We start from the raw sequence: 18,601 nt of genomic DNA on the forward strand, positions 1-18,601 counted from the left end.
TTCCTCGTTTATTAATGTTATGAATTATTAAAATAACCATTACGTGGCAAGTGCTCAATTTATATTACATAGCACCAATGTAAGTAACTCTTGTATATATTAGCCAGTATAGCAGCTAAGATGTATAACAATTTGTAGGGATTTAATTAACACAGTAATACTATGATAACCGCCCTATTTACTTAGATTACTTAAACTTATACTAACCAATTTTTTGGTTTTGATGCAGTATAAATAAAGATAAATTATCAAACGGTATTATATTGCGTTAGCAGCCTATTAAGGTCAAGCCGTGGGCGTGAATAAAGGGTCATAAATTTATTATCAATGAACCCTTGATGATTAAAGCACCCTATTTAAGCTAAAATCTGAACGAAAAAAAAAGACAACCCAATGGGTTGCCTTCTTCAAGCATCATCACCTTTATAGATAATTAATGCTTAATTTTGTAGGACTAGCCTACAAAGAATTATTCAGCTGATTCGATTTGTTCAGCTTGTGGACCTTTTTGGCCTTGACCTAATACGAAAGTAACTTTTTGACCTTCGGCTAGGGTTTTGAAACCACTGCCTTGGATAGCACTGTAATGAGCAAATACGTCTTGACCGCCATCGTCTTGTGCGATGAAACCAAAACCTTTAGCTTCGTTGAACCACTTAACAGTACCTTGTACACGTTCTGACATAACTTTTCCTAATATAAAATTGATTTAACTATAGTCATGATGCCTTCCTTACTCAACCACAGGGGATTGGGTAAATAGAAGCGTAAAATCGAGCATTATCGATTAGAATGTTGACTAATCTTCACTCTAATAAATAAATACTTCTCTACACATCTACATTTGAATGCAGTCATGTTTGAATATCTAGCTGTGCTATTCATTCAAAAAGTAACTTACTTACTAAATAGTAGTATAACAGTTTTAACTCGGTTGTCCTAATTATATTATAGCTTTTGGTTACTTTGATGTAATCAATGTCTCTTTAATATAGCTTTTGATGACTGATTCTTATCTATTAGGCACATTAACAAACATTAATCGACTCTTAAGCGGCTTGAGGCAGTGGTAACCAAGGCATCACTAGCACCAATAGACATAAAGAGAAGAAAATTAGGGCAAAAGACTGACTATACGCCACGTAAGATCTGGGGATAACCAACTTGTCAGGCGATTCTGGCATACCACTGCGTTTTAACAAGCGGCTGCCGTATATCCAGCCTGCTAAGGTATAAATACAATAAGCGACCGGCACTGCCATGGCAATAGATTGCAAATCAGCAAAATAAATAGCCGCTGTCGAGACTAGCGCCCATAGCGTATCGATAGCAGAGCTGACATGAAAAAATTTAGACTGCGGCAATTTACCTTGGGTCTTCTTTAGCATTTGCCCTTCGATATAAATTAATACTGCCACCACGGCACTGCTTAACACATAAAAGGTCTGTATATTGATATCGGCGAACCACTGGGTATCCATTATATAACTCGTATCCTTTTTAAGACTCAATCATCATCGGTTTATAGTACGCGACTCTTCTCGCATCAAATCAGTATACCACTTCAGATAATGGTGACTAAATAGAACCTGCTAATCAACAATATCTATCACTAAGTTTAGGTATTCTTATAGCGATAGCGCATCCCTACGCCAATACGCTCATTATTCATACGCATAAAAGCACTGGCATAAAAAAGCCCACATGCTAAGTAACATATGGGCCTATGCTGAGTATAAAACAGCTATCTCAACACACTGATTTTGATATTAAAGAGTCAAAATTAGTTTTTCTCTTTATCGATAATCTTGTTACCACCAATCCAAGGCATCATTGAACGAAGCTTAGCACCAGTTTTCTCAATTTCATGCTCAGCGTTGTTGCGACGACGTGCAGTCATTGAAGGATAGTTAGTCGCGCCTTCAGTGATGAACATCTTCGCGTATTCACCAGACTGAATGCGTTTTAGTGCATTGCGCATCGCTTCACGAGACTGCTCATTGATTACTTCTGGACCAGTCACATATTCGCCGTATTCAGCGTTGTTGCTGATTGAGTAGTTCATATCAGCGATACCGCCTTCATACATCAAGTCTACGATAAGCTTAAGCTCGTGTAAGCACTCAAAGTAAGCCATTTCTGGAGCGTAACCTGCTTCAGTTAGGGTTTCAAAACCCATTTTAACAAGCTCTACTGCACCACCGCAAAGTACTGCTTGCTCACCGAATAAGTCAGTTTCAGTTTCATCTTTGAACGTGGTTTCGATAATACCTGAACGGCCACCACCAACGCCGGCTGCGTATGATAGAGCAACTTGCTTCGCTTGACCTGACGCATCTTGATAGATAGCAATTAGATCTGGAATACCGCCGCCTTTAGTAAATTCAGAACGTACAGTGTGACCTGGTGCTTTAGGCGCAACCATAATAACGTCTAAGTCTTTGCGTGGTACAACTTGGTTGTAGTGAATCGCAAAACCATGAGCAAAAGCTAAAGTCGCACCTTCTTTGATGTTTGGCTCAATCACGTCTTCATATAACGCTTTTTGGAACTCATCTGGCGTTAAGATCATGACCACGTCAGCCGCTTGAACCGCATCAGCTACTTCAGCAACTTTAAGACCTGCGTTTTCCGCTTTTTTCCAAGAGCCAGAGCTTGCGCGTAGACCAACAGTTACGTCCACACCTGAATCTTGTAGGTTAAGCGCGTGTGCGTGGCCTTGTGAACCATAACCGATAATGGCTACTTTTTTGCCTTGGATAATTGATAAGTCACAATCTTTGTCATAATAAACGTTCATAAATTCGTCCTTTTAAGTATTTCTGATTAATAAATAAGGGTTGGGTTGCAACCTTTTACTGTTATAAAAATTTAGGTATAAGCGTATCGCTTACCCCAACTAGAATCACCCTAACTAAATGCTAAGCGTGCGCTCACCACGTAAGATACCGATGACCCCTGAGCGTACTACTTCCAAAATACGATCACGGCCAATCACTTCGATAAATCCGTCAAGCTTTGCTTCATCACCGACAATCTGAATAGTGTAAAGATTGGAGGTTACATCCACAATTTGAGCACGGAAAATATCTGCACTGCGTTTGACTTCATCACGAGCACTGCCAGTAGCACGTACTTTAATCAGCATCAGCTCACGCTCAACATGGTCGTTGTCTGTCAAGTTAATGACTTTAACCACTTCGATTAATTTATGCAAATGCTTAGTAATTTGCTCAATTTTCTCAACGCTGGCATTGGTGGTTAGCGTTAAGCGTGAAATAGTGTGATCTTCAGTTGGCGCCACGTTTAAGGTTTCGATGTTGTAGCCGCGCTGTGAAAACAATCCAACAAGGCGTGAAAGCGACCCAGCTTCGTTTTCCATAAGTACAGAGATTAGATGTTGTTGCATTAGGTACGCTCCCCCTTCGATAACCACATATCACGCATAGATTGACCAGCAACCTGCATTGGATAAACATGTTCATGACGGTCAACATACACATCAATAAAGACCAGTTTATCTTTCATTGCAAGTGCTTCTGCTAACTGCTCATCAAGCTTTTCAGGATCCGTGATTTTAACGCCCACGTGACCATAGCTTTCGGCAAGCTTAACAAAGTCAGGTAACGACTCCATATACGATGACGCATGGCGACCTTCATACAACATATCTTGCCACTGCTTCACCATGCCCAACTGAGCATTGTTTAAGCATAAAATCTTAACCGGTAGACCGTACTGGAAGCAGGTCGATAGCTCTTGGATATTCATCTGAATAGAGCCTTCACCGGTGATACAAACCACATCACGCTCAGGCTCAACCAACTTGGCTGCCATCGCATAAGGTAGACCAACACCCATGGTGCCAAGACCGCCAGAGTTTAACCATTGACGCGGCTCATCATATTTGTAATACAGAGCAGCAAACATCTGATGCTGACCCACATCACTGGTGATAATCGCTTTACCCTCGGTTAATTCATATAGTTTTTCAACCACCGACTGCGGCTTCATGCCATGTTCGGTACTGGTGTCATAAAGCAGACCATGACGCTTACGCCATTCATTAATCTGTGACCACCAATCCAATAAAGCGCGCTGATCTAATTGTTTATCATCGCCCTCTAATAGCTCAAGCATATCGTTCAATACTGACTTCACGTCACCCACGATTGGGATATCGGCCATGATGGTCTTTGAAATAGAGGCCGGATCGATATCGATATGAATAATGGTCGCGCTTGGGCAGAACTTCTGAACATTGTTGGTCACACGATCATCAAAACGTGCGCCGACCGCAATAATCAAGTCCGCATGATGCATTGACATGTTGGCTTCATAAGTACCATGCATACCAAGCATACCTAGGAACTGACGGTCAGAGCCTGGGAAACCGCCAAGACCCATTAAGGTATTAGTAACCGGTAAGTTTAATTTATGCGCAAGCTTAGTCAGCTCTTTATGAGCATTACCCAAAATCACACCGCCGCCTGCATACAAAACAGGACGCTGTGAAGATAACAAGGCTTCAACCGCCTTTTTAATCTGACCACTGTGACCTTTGATAGAAGGCTGATATGAGCGGATATTTATCGACTCTGGATAGTGGTATTCAAACTTTTCATGGGGCGCCGTGGTGTCTTTAGGAATATCAATAACCACAGGGCCTGGGCGACCTGATTGAGCAATATAGAAGGCTTTTTTAATAATCTCTGGGATTTCACTGGCATGACGTACTTGGAAACTGTGCTTCACGATAGGTCGTGATACACCAACCATGTCGGTTTCTTGGAATGCATCATCACCGATAAGATACTTAGGTACCTGACCTGAGATCACCACCATCGGGATTGAATCCATAAAAGCAGTGGCAATTGCAGTCACGGTATTGGTTGCGCCTGGACCTGATGTTGCTAATACCACACCAGTTTTACCCGTTCTACGAGAATAAGCATCGGCCATATGACCCGCAGCTTGCTCGTGACGCACTAGCAAATGCTCAATGGTATCTTGCTTGAAGATAGCATCATAAATGTGCAATACCGCACCGCCTGGATAACCAAAAATATACTCGACGCCTTCATCAATTAAAGACTGGATCAGCATTTCACCGCCAGAGAGCATAATAGGCTTATCCCCATTTTCTAGAAGTTCACGCTTTTTACCAAAATTAATGGCGGCGTGCGCTGTTTGAGTGTGCCCTGTCATGTTCGGGCTTTGGGTTGTTTGAGTCACTGTCATCACCTTTTTTATTGCGGGATGTGGTTATGGCTCTTATCACCTCTACCATCAATTCAGAATCTTGGCAAAAGCAGTATAGAACAATAATAAGCTAAATAATTTGGATTACGCCATACCCTGTTCAGATATCAAGCCATATTTAATAAGAGTTGCCAGTCAGCTTACCATGATTTAATCAGTTCACTAACACTTAAAATGGCAGTCAATTTGTTATTTTAAGCTTTTTTTATAAGTCACATCTATATAATTAAATAACCAGACAGACATGACAAAAAATACCAACAGGCATTAGCCATGTGATATAAGCACTTAAAGGTAACAGTAGGATGACCGGTGGGCTTAAATGCAGCCCCTTGCAGGATTTGCAAGATAGGAAGAGTATTTAACCATAGGGAGGAATTCTGTTATTCAAACTTCAAAGAACAGGTAGTGGATACCCCTATCAATAAATATAGTATAAAAACTTATACCAATTAACCTGACTATCATTCTATTTAAACTGCTAAATTTAGCAGATCAAACACCTTATAACCATCAGATTAATCACTTAGTCACTGTAGACCGATAAGTCCTTGAGTTAAGCCAGCGGTAATCCTCACACTGTCTAACTCATCACATTAAAAGTAGCCAGCCTCGGGCGGACGGTAATCCTGCCGTAATTGCTACTTTAAAGTTAACTGACTCGGTAGAGTACGTTAACTGACTAATCAAAATACTATAATCCAATGTTTTACAGGTCATGTCAACCAAATAAAATGAATAAGATACCTTACTAATTTTAATCAGTTAAAAAATAAGGTAAAGTATGGGTTATATAAAGCCAATACGCGCCCTTGATAACGACTTAATGCTTGCCTAGTTTTACCTGACTCTTAACTAGTCCTGACCCAATTTTCAATAATGGCTTAGGCTAATAGTTAAGACTAATTACTGACGCACTAAGCGGCTCGGCGCTGGTAGTAGGCTGTCATCACTAACACGGCAAGGATTAATATCAATACCGCCTCGCCGGGTGTACCATGCACGTACCATTAGCTTAGTTGGCTTGAAGTATTGACTGATATCGGTAAATATCTGCTCAACACATTGCTCATGAAAGCCATTATGCTGACGGAAGCTTAAAATATAGGTCAATAAATTAGTTTCATTGACTGGCACATTTGTGGTCATCTCAATAGATAAAGTACCCCAATCTGGTTGATTGGTAACTGGGCAATTACTGCGTAATAGATTGGAATACAGCTGATAGTCTTGCTCTATATTATTAGTGGCATCCGAATCACCTTGACCTTGCGCTAGCAAACTGGCATCAGGGTGCTCGACTGGCGCCACTTTAATGCCTGAGCTCTGTAACGCCTGATCAATACATAGACCTTGTGGATGTGAAATCATAAAACCTGACTCAGCAGCAGCGCCTGAACTAATCGCATCTAAATCAAACAGCTCAACGCTGACCTCAGCGCCCACACAAGCTGATAAATCCTTGTTAATGGTCTGCTCAACGGCTTGCTTGCTCTCAAACTCGGTAAAATTCAAGCTATTCAAATACAGCTTGAGAGATTTTGACTCAACAATATTTGATGAGCTTGCTGGCACAGAAAAACGAGCAATCGCCATTTGTGAAATGCCTTGTGGATTTAACCAAGACACCTCAAACGCGTGCCACCAATCCACACCGACCTGAAGCTTCTCGTCCTGCCAGCCAATGGCATCACGTCCTAATTGACGCGGAATCGCATACAAGGTATCAGGTTGGTAGGTTTTTGGATAACTGGTAGTCTCGCCTAATACTCCGTGAATACTCATAATCTCTTACCTCATTTATCGTAAAGCGCTCATGCTACGGCTTTAGCTTATTTTGTTGCTGTGTTTTAATTCTATGGCTTAAAGCTGCCTAAACTATTGACCTTAATCTATTACAGTCTTAGACGTGAGCCATTTTGTAGTAAGCGATAAGCAATACTGTAGAAAATTACACAAAAAACAAATATCGCCACCATCGAATACCAGACGTTCACGTCCGAATATCCCAAAATACCGTAACGGAACGAGTTAACCATATATACGATAGGATTCAATAACGATACGTTTTGCCAAAATGGTGATAGGTTTTCGAGCGAATAAAACACGCCGCCCAAATACGTCAGCGGTGTTAACACAAAGCTTGGAATAATCGAGATATCATCAAATGAGCGCGCGAATACCGCATTAATAAAACCGCCCAATGAAAATAAAATAGATGTACCCAATACCGTGAATAACATCACAAAAAAGTGAGCAATACCTAAGCTGGTAAAGAACTGCGCTACTATCGAGACGATAACTGCAATCATCAGCCCGCGGAACACGCCACCACTAATATAACCAAGCAAGATAGAATGCTTAGAGACTGGCGATACTAAAAGCTCTTCAATACTTGAGGTAAATTTGGCACTAAAAAAGCTTGAGACCACGTTCGAATAGCTGTTGGTAATGACCGACATCATAATCAAACCTGGCACAATAAACTGCATATAAGGCACGCCGCCCATCTCGCCCACACGCGAGCCTATCATCTTACCGAAGATGACAAAATAAAGGCTCATAGTAATCACCGGTGGCAGTAAGGTCTGCGGCCAGATACGTAAGATACGGCGTATCTCTTTAATTAAAATGGTGCGAAACGCAATCCACTTTTGCGCCAAGGTCAGGCCATCGTGATGAGAAACTGGTCGTTTGCTTTGTTCGTTTAGATACGTACTCATAAGCCAGCCTCCTTCATTGTATTTTTGGTCTCTATACCTTGCTCCACTAAGCGCATAAACAGCTCTTCTAGGCGGTTGGCTTTGTTGCGCATACTAGAGACCTCGATGCCTTGCTTGCTTAACTGCTCAAACACGCCATTGAGCGACTCGCCTTCAGTTAATGTAATCTCTAGCGTCTGATTATCAGGCTGTGATACTGAGGTCACACCTGTAATCTGTAGCAGATCATCCACCGGCTGTTCTAAATCAAACACAAATGTTTCTATAGACAACTGCGCCAACAGCTCTTTCATTTCAGTATTAATGCGAATTTCGCCATGATCCAAAATGGCGATATAGCGGCACAACTGCTCTGCTTCTTCTAGATAGTGAGTGGTCAGAATAATAGTGGTGTTCTCTTCCTCATTAATCTGCTGCATAAACTCCCACATCGAGCGGCGCAGCTCAATATCGACCCCTGCCGTTGGCTCATCTAATATCAATAATCTTGGCTTATGAATCAGCGCCCTTGCAATCATCAGGCGGCGCTTCATACCACCGGACAGCTCTCGTGCCTTATTATTACGCTTATCCCAAAGACCCAGCGCAGTCAGTAGCTTTTTGGCACGTGGTTTAGAGTCTTTTTCTGGAATACCAAAATAACCAGCTTGAGTGATTAAAATGTCTTGCACCTTCTCAAACTGGTTAAAATTAAACTCTTGCGGCACAATACCTAGGTACTGCTTGGCAATAGAGGGGTTGGCTAATAAGTCGGTGCCAAAAATTTGTACACTGCCCTCTGTTGGTTTAAATAAAGAGCTGATAATACCAATCATGGTGGATTTACCGGCACCATTTGGCCCAAGCAAAGCGAAAAATCCGCCTTGAGGAACAGTCAGATTGACATTTTTTAAGGCAGCAAACCCATTATCATAGACTTTAGAGAGATTTTCGATGTGTAACGCAGGCGTTGAATTTGTCATAAAATCACATTTTATTAACATGAAAGCAGCGCCAATCCCATTAGTTGTAGGTAATGAGTAGACGTCTGCTCCAGTGGCTGTTTATATTACAGAAATCTGACTCCTTATATGGCGACAAAATCTGATAATTAAACCCAGACAATTCTAGCGACAATAAATCAGTTAACTGATTGGCTTTAATTGTTGGCTTGATAACTGAACTGGTTAAGCGTAGTGGCTTATCAGCGCAGGTTAATAGTTAAAATAAAAACAACAAAAAACGCTCACCTTGCGGTAAGCGTCTTTTCTTTGAGAGTATCTAATTAACTAAGTAAAGCGTTTGGTTACATAAAGTCAGATTAGCTAGATTGCTCTACCATGTAATCAACAGCGTTGTGTACTTCTTCATCAGGGATATCAGCACCACCTTTTGCAGGCATTGCATTAAAGCCGTTAATAGCATGGTTATATAAGGTCTCTTTACCTTTACCGATACGAGCACCCCATGCGCCAGCGTCACCCACTGTTGGTGCGCCTAATAGACCAGAGGCATGGCAAGTATGACAAATCGCATCATAAACTGCTTTACCATCACGTGGCTCACCATCAGCTGAAGCGCCAGATGCAGTCAATGTAATATCACACTCTTCGCCGTCAAAACAAACCTGCCCGTAAGGCTGAATACGCTGAACCAGCTTAGGGTATAAAGCGATAAGCTTCTGAACTTGCGGCGTATCTTGTGGAATAGGCTCTTCTTCTGCAGCAGGTGCGGCGGCTGTTTCAGCCTCTTCACCTTCGGCACCCTCTTCGGCTTCAGCGCCGTCTTCTGTAGCAGCATCTTCATCAGTGGCTGCCTCGTCGGTGGCAGCGTCATCACTTGTGGCAGCTATTTGTTCTACAGCATCGCCTTCAGCGGCTGCATCAATGACGTCTTCGGCTTGGCTAAAAGAAATGCTTGATAGACCAAGGATGGCGGCAGCGGATAACATCACGATTTTTTTCATGCGTCACAATCTCTTATTAGAGCGACGTACCCAGGCTTCTATGGCGTAATAATGGCTAAGAAGGCTTAAGCCGTCGTGTATGATTGATTGAATTGTTCTAATTTAGCAATATAAAATTAGTAGGAAATTCTTTTCCCTGATATTATAGGGGAAAACAGGGACTAAAAGCCATGCTTGAATAGTGACTATTACGACAAATGACCTGTTTTTAGCTATTTATTGCAATTTTATGTCGGTTAATAAACAGTAATGTATCAAATTACAGCCGCCTATGCCATTTATTAAAGTCAATAGCATTGGTTTTTTTGGTGGATTTTGCTAGACTAGCGGGCTTGAACCATCGCTAACCGTCTATCTAAATCTAGGCAGCTACACGGGATGGTTCGTGTGATTTAACCGTTCAATATATGCGCTTGTAGCTCAGTTGGATAGAGTATCGGTTTCCGAAGCCGAGGGTCGTGGGTTCGATTCCCGCCAAGCGCACCATTATTTCTTGGCTCTATATTATCTTACCACGCCTCTCATATTCTAAGGCTCTATAAAAGTATTAATGCTTTACTTCGCCCCCACCCTCTTTGCGACCACCAGACAGCCCACACTAAGAATAGCCCAAAGCTTCTTTTTATAAGATAGGCGCTTAATGCCACGTGCCGCTTTACTAAGCACTTTGTCTTGCAATAGTTGCTTTACAAATCCAGCCACTCGCTGCGCCTTTGCTCGTTTTTGAGATACAGCCATTACAGAATACTGTTTATTTGCTGACTGGCTATCATCTGAACGCTGCCTTTTCGAATCATAGCTGAGTACTTTGGCAGGCTGACCGGGTGCAGGGGTCGATGCACTACTTAAACCAGAATCAGACTCCTGACCTAGCTCAGATTCAACCGATGCACTTACATGAGCATTCGATTCTTCTTTTGAGTCATCAGGTGCTTGTACGGATTGCTGCTCAAGATATCGATCTTCGGCTTTTTGCCAGTTATCTAGATACAGATGATTTAAAGTCGTATGCTGCTGTGGTTCGCCATAATATTGTACTAAAAGCTTTGCATCAGTTTTATTAAGCAGCTTAAGCTCCTTATAGCCAAGCTTGTCATAATCAATTTCTAGACTCGCAACATTACCACCTGGAATGGTATCGAAGACTTTAAATCCTGTCTCGCCTGTTCGCTGTGACTGCTTTGGACAAAAGGAATCCCAAGCCGCTAGTTTATAGAGGGCTTGCAGCTCTGGCTCAAAATCGACATTGTCTTTCTTTTTATCACGGATAATTGCACGTAATGCCAAAATAGACTCTTTAAATCCTAGTGGCCAAGGTAAAAACTCTTGTGCGGCCTCAAAACGCATGGCAGGATCATCTCTGTACTGCTTGATATAATTTGACCAAGATAAGAAACCTGTATCAGGTCTGTTCTCATTTCTTGATTTAACGTCCTGAAAAGTAGTTTCATCTTGCCACTCCATAATAAATCCATTTGTTTGATAATAAAGAAAAAGTCGAGTTTCAAACGCCCTGCTGTCACAATCAGCATCAATCCATCAATAAGAGCGTATATAAAGACGTACACATAACAGAGCCATTAACAATAACAATTACACTCTATTATTAATCCTGAATCTAGCCACACATCTTTTATAAAGTCAAACCCACGCGAGTCAAGGCATGTGCAAATATTTTGAATAAAAGACTTATTTTATATACTTTTATTATACACCGCTTAACTCGATTCTTAATTCTTCCACGCTGGGTAATTGATGAAAGTTAATCACCGCCACATCACCAAGACGACGTCGACCCAGAGCGGCATTGGTATCCAAAGTGAGCATGGCTACTTTTCTGGCATTGCGCTCTAATATCAAATGATTCTCGCGTGCAATAGCCGTAAAGTCAGGAAAGTGCTTTGAGATACACTCTTTAAGCTTACTAATTTGACTGTTTGGTTTACCACTAAAGGCGCCATGCTTACTGTTGAACTTCGGCTTTGCTGTGTCGGTTGCATTACGTCCTTTACCCAGTCTTGATGGCTTGCTACCTTTTTTGGCATCTGCTACCTTTGGCTTTTTGATAAAACTAATCATAAATAATACCAGTACACACAACACAACCGCTGCCAGCAGCACGGTGCCACTTATCGTCTGATTCATATATCCTCCTAGGCTTGATATTGTATTATGATACATAATCTATAATACTGATAGAGAGATTACGTCTGTTTAATCATTAAGACACTTTGCAAATAACAATTATTGGACAATGCATGATGACTGATTTAAATGCTTTAGACTCTGCCATGACTCAGGCTATTGAGCTACTTAAAGATGCTGAACATATCTGTATCTTGACCGGTGCTGGCATCTCAGCTGAAAGCGACATTCCTACTTTTCGGGATAAGCAAACAGGGCTTTGGGAGAATTATCGTGCTGAGGATTTGGCAAGTATTGATGCGTTTGAGCGTGATCCAAAGATGGTTTGGTCTTGGTATCAATGGCGACGCGGCTTGGTCAAAGACAAACAGCCAAACCCTGCTCACCATGCATTAACGCAGCTGCAGCAATGGGCAGATAAGCAAGGTAAAACGCTGAGCCTTATTACCCAAAATGTTGATGATTTGCACGAGCAAGCTGGCAGTATGGCGACGCATTTGCATGGCCATCTATGGGAAAATAAATGCAGTCAGTGTGCGGCGGCGTATAACGAGGCCATCGACTATACGCAGCAGCAGTTATTACATTGCCCGCAGTGTGATGGTTATATTCGTCCTGATATTGTGTGGTTTGGAGAGATGTTGCCGCAAGGTGCATGGCAATATGCGGAGACGGCCGCAGCGACTTGTGATGTGTTTTTCAGTATTGGCACCTCAAGTTTGGTCTATCCTGCGGCAGGATTGGCACAATTGGCCGAACAAAACGGCGCACATATTATTGAGGTTAATTTAAATCCCACACAGTCCAGTTTCATTGATGTGGTTTTAGAAGGGAAGGCCGGTGAACTATTACCCAAACTGGCTGATTCACTAATCAATTAACTGAGTCAATTGTCTGTAGCAGACTACTAATTACACGCTTAAGTCTATAATAAAAAAGCCAAACTCTTAAAGTTTGGCTTTTTTATTGACTTATATTTGATCAATAAGAATATGAGTGCGCTATTTTAAAAATACCACCGTATCAGACAGCTCGTTACCTTCTGGATCATGCTCCAGATAATAATGTTGACGCAGCAATTGTCCAATTTCATCTAATAAATCTGACAAGCTTTGCTCCATTTTACCTTTTGACATGCCGGCTAAGGCTTTATCACACATAGCACGCCAAACAGTATGGCTGACGTGTGAGTTAATACCGCGGTCAGCGACAATCTCAAGCGTATGTTCGCAAACGTTGACATAGACAAGTACGCCGGTATTCTCTTCGGTATCCCAAACACGGTAGGTACTGAATAAATCAATCGCCCGCTCACGGCTGCCCACATGGTAAGCAATATTAATCGGCAGATGGTTCTCAATCACTAAGAATACTTCACCGCGATGCCCCTTCTCGGCTTCAGTAACCCTTTGAGTTAAGCGGTCGGTCACTGCATCGTTTAGCCAACGATTGTGCAAAATAGGAATAAAAATAGCCTGACGCCACAATCTAGCAAAGCTAGGCTGGCTGCTATTGGTATGACCCTCGGCAGTGTTGGGATGCTCAGGTATCATGTCAGGCTTCGCTTGGTGTTGCATAGATATCTTACCTCAAACCGTATACTTATATTAAAAATCAGCCCACTATCAACCGTCTACCAAGAGCCGCCAGCGCCGCCGCCACCGAAGCCGCCGCCCCCACCGCCGAAACCGCCGCCGCCAAATCCACCACCACCGAAGCCGCCGCCTCCACCGCCGCCAAATCCTCCACCAGGGAAGAAGACAACACCGCCACGACGTCCACCACGGCCGCCGCCCTTACCTTTACCGCCGCCACCGCCGCGTGAGATAAGGAACAGCCACAAGAATACTGCCATGAACAGCGTCATAATAAAGCTGCCACCGCTACCAAGTGATAATAAAACAAAACCACCGGTCGCAACTAGAGAGCCTAAGATACGCCCAAGCACCGCCGTGATAAACATACCAAAAATTAGCGCAATTAAGAAAGTTCCGAACAGTGACGGTGCTTCTGCATCGGCCGACTGATTTTGGCTACGTTTCTCAGCAGCGGCATCAGACTGAGCAAGGATATCGGGGTCAGCGACCAAACGCTCCTCAATACGATTGATACCTTTAATTAAGCCGCCGGCGTAATCGCCTTGCTTGAATGACGGCATAATTTCGGTATCGATAATACGGTTTAATACCGCATCAGGTAGCACGCCCTCTAGGCCGTAACCTGAGAGAATATACATATTGCGGTCATTCACGGCGACTAAAATGAGCAAACCATCATCGGTATCCGCCTCACCTAGCTCCCAACGCTCAGCAACCTCTAAGCTATACTGGAAAATATCCATACCATTGGTACTTGGTACCAATACCAGTGCTGCCTGTGCCAAGCCTTGGTCATAAATATGACGCAGCCTTTGGCTAAGCATTTGCTTTTCTTGTGGGGTTAATACATTGGCTTGGTCTACCACGGGCGAATTTAATATCAGCTTATCTGATTCAACCGCTTCCGCCGTAGATTGACGTGGCGGTGCGCTAGCAACTGAACCGGTTTGAGATTGGCCGTTCTGTGCTTCATCATCGGCACTGGCTTCACCAATATTCGGTAAATTATCACGAATTGCCTCATTACCTAAGACCGCATCGTTAATCGCTTCATTTTGCTGTCCGGCTTTAGCAATCGCTACCATATCTTCAACGCTCGAGTCGGTAAAGCGCTGCGCTGACTGAGTGGATGCTGCACTGCTGGCCTCGTCGGTAGCCGCAAAGCTTATAGGCATGGCTAACAAGCTAGCCCCTATTATCGAAACTGCTGACAAGCTACGTTTTAAGTTTTGCATGTGCATCATCACCACTTATTCTGATTCACTTATGAAATAAAGGTCGCCTTAACCTGAACTGTTAAGGCGAACATACTAGGCTAATTAATCCATCACGGTTAGCGTCGTTAGTCGTTAGTTGTTGGTGTTAAAGAACTAGTCACCAAAGTTAACTTCTGGCGCCGTTGAAATCTTATCTTCGTTCTCAACGCTAAAGTTTGGCTTCGGATCTAGACCGAATACTTTGGCAGTAATATTTGTTGGGAACTGGCGTACCGAAGTGTTATAGCTCTGCACTTCTTGAATATAACGGTTACGCGCCACAGCAATACGATTTTCAGTACCCTCTAACTGCGCTTGTAAATCTTGGAACAAACGGTCTGATTTAAGCTCAGGATAACGCTCAGAGACTGCCATTAAGCGAGATAAAGCACCGGTCATTTCAGCCTGCGCTGCTTGATAGTTCTCCATCGCTTCTGGGTCATTTAACACCTCAGGCGTTAGCTGAATGCTGCCCGCTCTTGAGCGTGCTTCTGCCACTTGAGTGAACACATCTTGCTCTTGCTGCGCATACTGCTTCACAACCTGTACTAAGTTTGGTACCAAATCGTCACGGCGCTGATATTGGTTCACGACCTCTGACCAAGCAGCGGTCACTTGCTCATCTTGAGCTTGTAGGTTGTTGTAACCGCAGCCTGATAAACCGACTGTTGAGGTCGCTAAAACCATCGATAATAAAATAGGTTTCGCTATTGATTTGCGTGACATAGATATGTGCTCCAAGGTTCCTAAAAAAATATGACTATACAATTACGCCTATTTTTAACTGCTAATAACAAAGACCATAGGCGCCACAAGTCAACAAATTTAGAGTGATTAAAATTAAATGCTGAATGTCTGCAATTGTACTGGTGTATGAGGCTAAAGCATAATTAATACAATTTATTGTTACCTAATTACAACCAGAATAACAATAATAATTTAACTAAATTTTGTGATAAATCGGCTGCAATTACCCCTGCCTTAGGATTGATAATTAAAAAAATCATAAAAAATAATCTAGCAATTTATCTTTTTTTGTGGCAAATTGCAGTTACTAAGACATACGATTGTGTAACATTTAACTAAGCTGCATTACAGTTGAACTCTCGTAAAGTCTGTTCAGGTGTTTGTACTTATTTAATTGTCGCGGTCAGATTTGCTTGCATGCCTACCCATTAATTAAATAAGCACTGTACACAGCCTAAGATTTTAAGTGACATGTATTTAGTGACACAATATAACAGGTAAACCGATTCAGTATTACTGAAAATCAGGAAAGTACACTATGGAAGGCATTGTTAGCGCTTTAAACAATATAATTTGGAGCCCTGCGCTTATTTATCTCTGCTTGGGCGCAGGTTTATTCTATTCAATTTTAACCCGTTTCGTTCAAGTTCGCCTATTTGGTGAAATGATCAGATTGCTATTTAAAGGCAAGCCAGATAATGATGGTATTTCGTCATTCCAGGCTCTAGCTGTTTCACTTGCCGGCCGTGTCGGTATGGGTAACATCGCTGGTGTTGCCGCTGCTATCGGCTTTGGTGGCCCTGGCGCTGTATTCTGGATGTGGATTGTGGCCTTCTTGGGCGCGTCAACCGCCTATGTAGAATCAACACTGGGTCAGATTTATAAAGAACGTGACACCTTAACCGGCGAATACCGTGGTGGCCCTGCGTACTACTTCGAAAAAGCATTGGGTCAAAAATGGTACGGCATCTTATTTGCCATCTCATCCATTATCGCTTGTGGTGTCTTCTTACCCGGTGTACAGGCCAACGGTGTTGTTAACGCTGTAGCGCAGGTCGCAGGTGAAGGCTCAGTAATGAACTTCCTAGGCATGGACGTGGGTTCAACCCGTCTAATCGCTTTGGTTATCATTCTAGCGGTACTTGGCTTTATTATCTTTGGTGGTATTAAGCGTATTGCAAATTTCACTGAATATGCTGTTCCATTCATGGCACTGGGTTATATTATCCTAGCCCTACTGATCATGTTCACTAACTTTAGTAAAGTACCTGAAGTATTTGGTATGATTATTGGTGATGCCTTTACGGCTCAAGCAGGCTTTGGTGCAGCTATCGGTTGGGGTGTTAAACGTGGTGTTTACTCTAACGAAGCCGGTCAAGGTACAGGTCCTCACGCAGCAGCTGCTGCTGCCGTTGACCATCCTGCACAGCAGGGTTTAGTACAGGCATTCTCAGTATACGTTGATACGTTATTGGTTTGTTCTGCAACAGCATTCATGATTTTATCAACTGGCATGTACAACATTCAGGGTACACTGCCTGACGGTCAATTCATCGTACAAAACGTTGCTGCTGATGTTGCTATTAGCTCACCATCGTTCACTCAGATGGCTATGGAATCAGTATACGGTACCTTCGGTGATTCGTTCATCGCTATCGCTGTATTCTTCTTCGCATTCACGACTATCTTGGCTTACTACTACATCGCTGAAGTGAACATTGCTTACTTAACCCGCTTTATGGGCCGTAGTATTAGTAAAGTTGGTCTGTTTGCCGTTAAAGTGGTCATTATGATTATGGTTGCTTACGGCGCATTGAACAGCTCAGGTTATATCTGGGGCCTTGGCGACGTTGGTGTTGGTCTGATGGCATGGTTGAACATCGTTGGTATTATCATCGTATTCTTCGTGGCGCGTCCTGCACTTGATATCCTTAAAGACTACGAAGCTCAGCTTAAAGCGGGCGGTGGTACAACCGCTAAGCGGTTTGTGTTTGATCCTGCTAAGTTTGGCATTAAAGGTGCTACTTACTGGGAAGAGTGTCATCAAGACAGCTTAAAAGCTAAAAAAGATATTGATGTTAAATAGTTATTAACTAACCTCAATATCTATAAAAAACCGATAGCTTAGGCTATCGGTTTTTTTGTGCGTCATGATTAATAATGGTAGAGCAATCCTGCCCTAATTTAAAAGAACTAGACCGTTTGGAATCAAGAAGGATTGGGTGGGAACATCACCTTATCAATCACATGCACCGAGCCGTTTTTAGTCATCACATTGGGATAAATAATATGCGCGGTACGTCCTTTACCATCAAGTAAACTGCCTTGTGGGGTCACCGTTAAAACTCGTTTGCCATAAGTTGTTACCTTACCTTTGGGTAATTGTGAGGCCAGTAGTGGATCGTTGGTCTTAATCACGTGATAAGCTAATAGCAACCGGATGAGAGACTTATCGGCTAATAGCTTCTGCTTGGTCAAGGTGGTCTCGCTGAACAGATCCTCAAACGCCGCATTGCTTGGAGCAAAGATGGTATAATCATTGCCAGCAAATCTTAGCATACCTGCGATACCAGACGCCTCAACCGCTTCTACCAAAATAGATAAATTTGGATCCATCCGTGCCATATCCAGTGCACTCATTGACGCGTATTGCGTATTGACCGCTGTAGCCGATTGGACTGTTGATTTATTACTAACAATATGAGTCGCACCGCCTCGCGCTATCCCTTGATTGGCCGTAGTTTTTGGCTTTGTGGTCGTTTGAGTATTGGTACTCGTCAACACTGATTGGGTGTTGTTATTATCGGCTGCTTGCGGGGCACTTTGACACCCTGCCGATAGCAATGAGGTCATTGCCATTGCTAACAGTGACAGTCCTTTAGCACTTTTTGTCATAACAAATATCCTGTGTCCATTCTGATGATT

At 42.7% G+C, this 18,601-nt stretch carries 17 protein-coding genes and 1 tRNA gene; 3 read left to right on the forward strand and 15 right to left on the reverse strand.

The features are described 5' to 3' along the window. Positions 1–469 precede the first annotated feature (469 nt). From AC2SLM_RS09030 to AC2SLM_RS09070, 9 genes are all read right to left on the reverse strand, one after another. Entirely contained in the window at positions 470–685 is a 216-nt protein-coding gene (locus AC2SLM_RS09030) for a cold-shock protein (RefSeq protein WP_007394029.1), read from the reverse strand. A gap of 364 nt (positions 686–1,049) precedes the next feature. Continuing rightward, positions 1,050–1,481, reverse strand: coding sequence for a hypothetical protein (locus tag AC2SLM_RS09035; protein WP_486553348.1), 432 nt, complete (start codon positions 1,479–1,481; stop codon positions 1,050–1,052). 302 nt (positions 1,482–1,783) lie between these two features. After that, a complete protein-coding gene (gene ilvC, locus AC2SLM_RS09040) occupies positions 1,784–2,800 on the reverse strand; it encodes a ketol-acid reductoisomerase (protein WP_486543790.1) in 1,017 nt (338 codons plus the stop codon). Positions 2,801–2,914: 114 nt separating this feature from the next. Continuing rightward, a complete protein-coding gene (gene ilvN, locus AC2SLM_RS09045) occupies positions 2,915–3,409 on the reverse strand; it encodes an acetolactate synthase small subunit (protein ID WP_486543789.1) in 495 nt (164 codons plus the stop codon). After that, positions 3,409–5,124, reverse strand: coding sequence for an acetolactate synthase 3 large subunit (locus AC2SLM_RS09050; protein ID WP_486543809.1), 1,716 nt, complete (start codon positions 5,122–5,124; stop codon positions 3,409–3,411). Before AC2SLM_RS09050 ends, ilvN begins: the two co-directional genes overlap by 1 nt. Before the next feature lie 1,044 nt (positions 5,125–6,168). Next, positions 6,169–7,047: an NADPH-dependent 7-cyano-7-deazaguanine reductase QueF gene (gene queF, locus AC2SLM_RS09055; RefSeq protein ID WP_486553350.1), complete on the reverse strand. Its 879-nt coding sequence runs from the start codon at positions 7,045–7,047 to the stop codon at positions 6,169–6,171. Positions 7,048–7,157: 110 nt separating this feature from the next. Beyond that, on the reverse strand, positions 7,158–7,985 hold the full coding sequence (locus AC2SLM_RS09060) for an ABC transporter permease (protein WP_486553352.1): 828 nt from the start codon (positions 7,983–7,985) through the stop codon (positions 7,158–7,160). Beyond that, on the reverse strand, positions 7,982–8,947 hold the full coding sequence (locus tag AC2SLM_RS09065) for an ABC transporter ATP-binding protein (RefSeq protein ID WP_486553354.1): 966 nt from the start codon (positions 8,945–8,947) through the stop codon (positions 7,982–7,984). Before AC2SLM_RS09065 ends, AC2SLM_RS09060 begins: the two co-directional genes overlap by 4 nt. 338 nt (positions 8,948–9,285) lie before the next feature. Beyond that, on the reverse strand, positions 9,286–9,930 hold the full coding sequence (locus tag AC2SLM_RS09070; protein WP_486553356.1) for a c-type cytochrome: 645 nt from the start codon (positions 9,928–9,930) through the stop codon (positions 9,286–9,288). 409 nt (positions 9,931–10,339) lie between these two features. Here AC2SLM_RS09070 and AC2SLM_RS09075 point away from each other — a divergent pair. After that, positions 10,340–10,416 (forward strand) — tRNA-Arg (locus AC2SLM_RS09075). A gap of 69 nt (positions 10,417–10,485) precedes the next feature. On the opposite strand, the gene AC2SLM_RS09080 is transcribed toward AC2SLM_RS09075, so the two are convergent. Further along, the gene (locus tag AC2SLM_RS09080) at positions 10,486–11,394 is read right to left on the reverse strand and encodes a hypothetical protein (protein ID WP_486553358.1); all 909 of its coding nucleotides are present in this window, start codon (positions 11,392–11,394) and stop codon (positions 10,486–10,488) included. A gap of 243 nt (positions 11,395–11,637) precedes the next feature. Next, positions 11,638–12,075: a hypothetical protein gene (locus AC2SLM_RS09085; protein WP_486553359.1), complete on the reverse strand. Its 438-nt coding sequence runs from the start codon at positions 12,073–12,075 to the stop codon at positions 11,638–11,640. 113 nt (positions 12,076–12,188) lie between these two features. Between AC2SLM_RS09085 and AC2SLM_RS09090 the strand changes: the two genes are divergently transcribed. Next, positions 12,189–12,956, forward strand: coding sequence for an SIR2 family NAD-dependent protein deacylase (locus AC2SLM_RS09090; RefSeq protein WP_486553361.1), 768 nt, complete (start codon positions 12,189–12,191; stop codon positions 12,954–12,956). Positions 12,957–13,076: 120 nt separating this feature from the next. On the opposite strand, the gene AC2SLM_RS09095 is transcribed toward AC2SLM_RS09090, so the two are convergent. The 3 genes from AC2SLM_RS09095 to AC2SLM_RS09105 form a co-directional block, all read right to left on the reverse strand. Beyond that, positions 13,077–13,652: a TPM domain-containing protein gene (locus tag AC2SLM_RS09095; protein WP_486543446.1), complete on the reverse strand. Its 576-nt coding sequence runs from the start codon at positions 13,650–13,652 to the stop codon at positions 13,077–13,079. 56 nt (positions 13,653–13,708) lie between these two features. After that, positions 13,709–14,908, reverse strand: a complete 1,200-nt coding sequence (locus AC2SLM_RS09100; RefSeq protein WP_486553363.1) for a TPM domain-containing protein — start codon at positions 14,906–14,908, stop codon at positions 13,709–13,711. Between the two features lie 135 nt (positions 14,909–15,043). Next, positions 15,044–15,655 carry a LemA family protein gene (locus AC2SLM_RS09105; protein ID WP_486543448.1) on the reverse strand — a complete coding sequence of 204 codons (612 nt, stop codon included), beginning with the start codon at positions 15,653–15,655 and terminating at the stop codon, positions 15,044–15,046. Positions 15,656–16,214: 559 nt separating this feature from the next. Here AC2SLM_RS09105 and AC2SLM_RS09110 point away from each other — a divergent pair. Beyond that, entirely contained in the window at positions 16,215–17,762 is a 1,548-nt protein-coding gene (locus tag AC2SLM_RS09110) for an alanine/glycine:cation symporter family protein (RefSeq protein WP_486553365.1), read from the forward strand. A 122-nt stretch (positions 17,763–17,884) separates the two neighbouring features. Here AC2SLM_RS09110 and AC2SLM_RS09115 read toward each other — a convergent pair whose 3' ends face one another. After that, a complete protein-coding gene (locus AC2SLM_RS09115; protein ID WP_486553366.1) occupies positions 17,885–18,571 on the reverse strand; it encodes a fasciclin domain-containing protein in 687 nt (228 codons plus the stop codon). Positions 18,572–18,601 lie beyond the last annotated feature (30 nt).

The organism is Psychrobacter sp. CX16 (genome assembly GCF_057396245.1).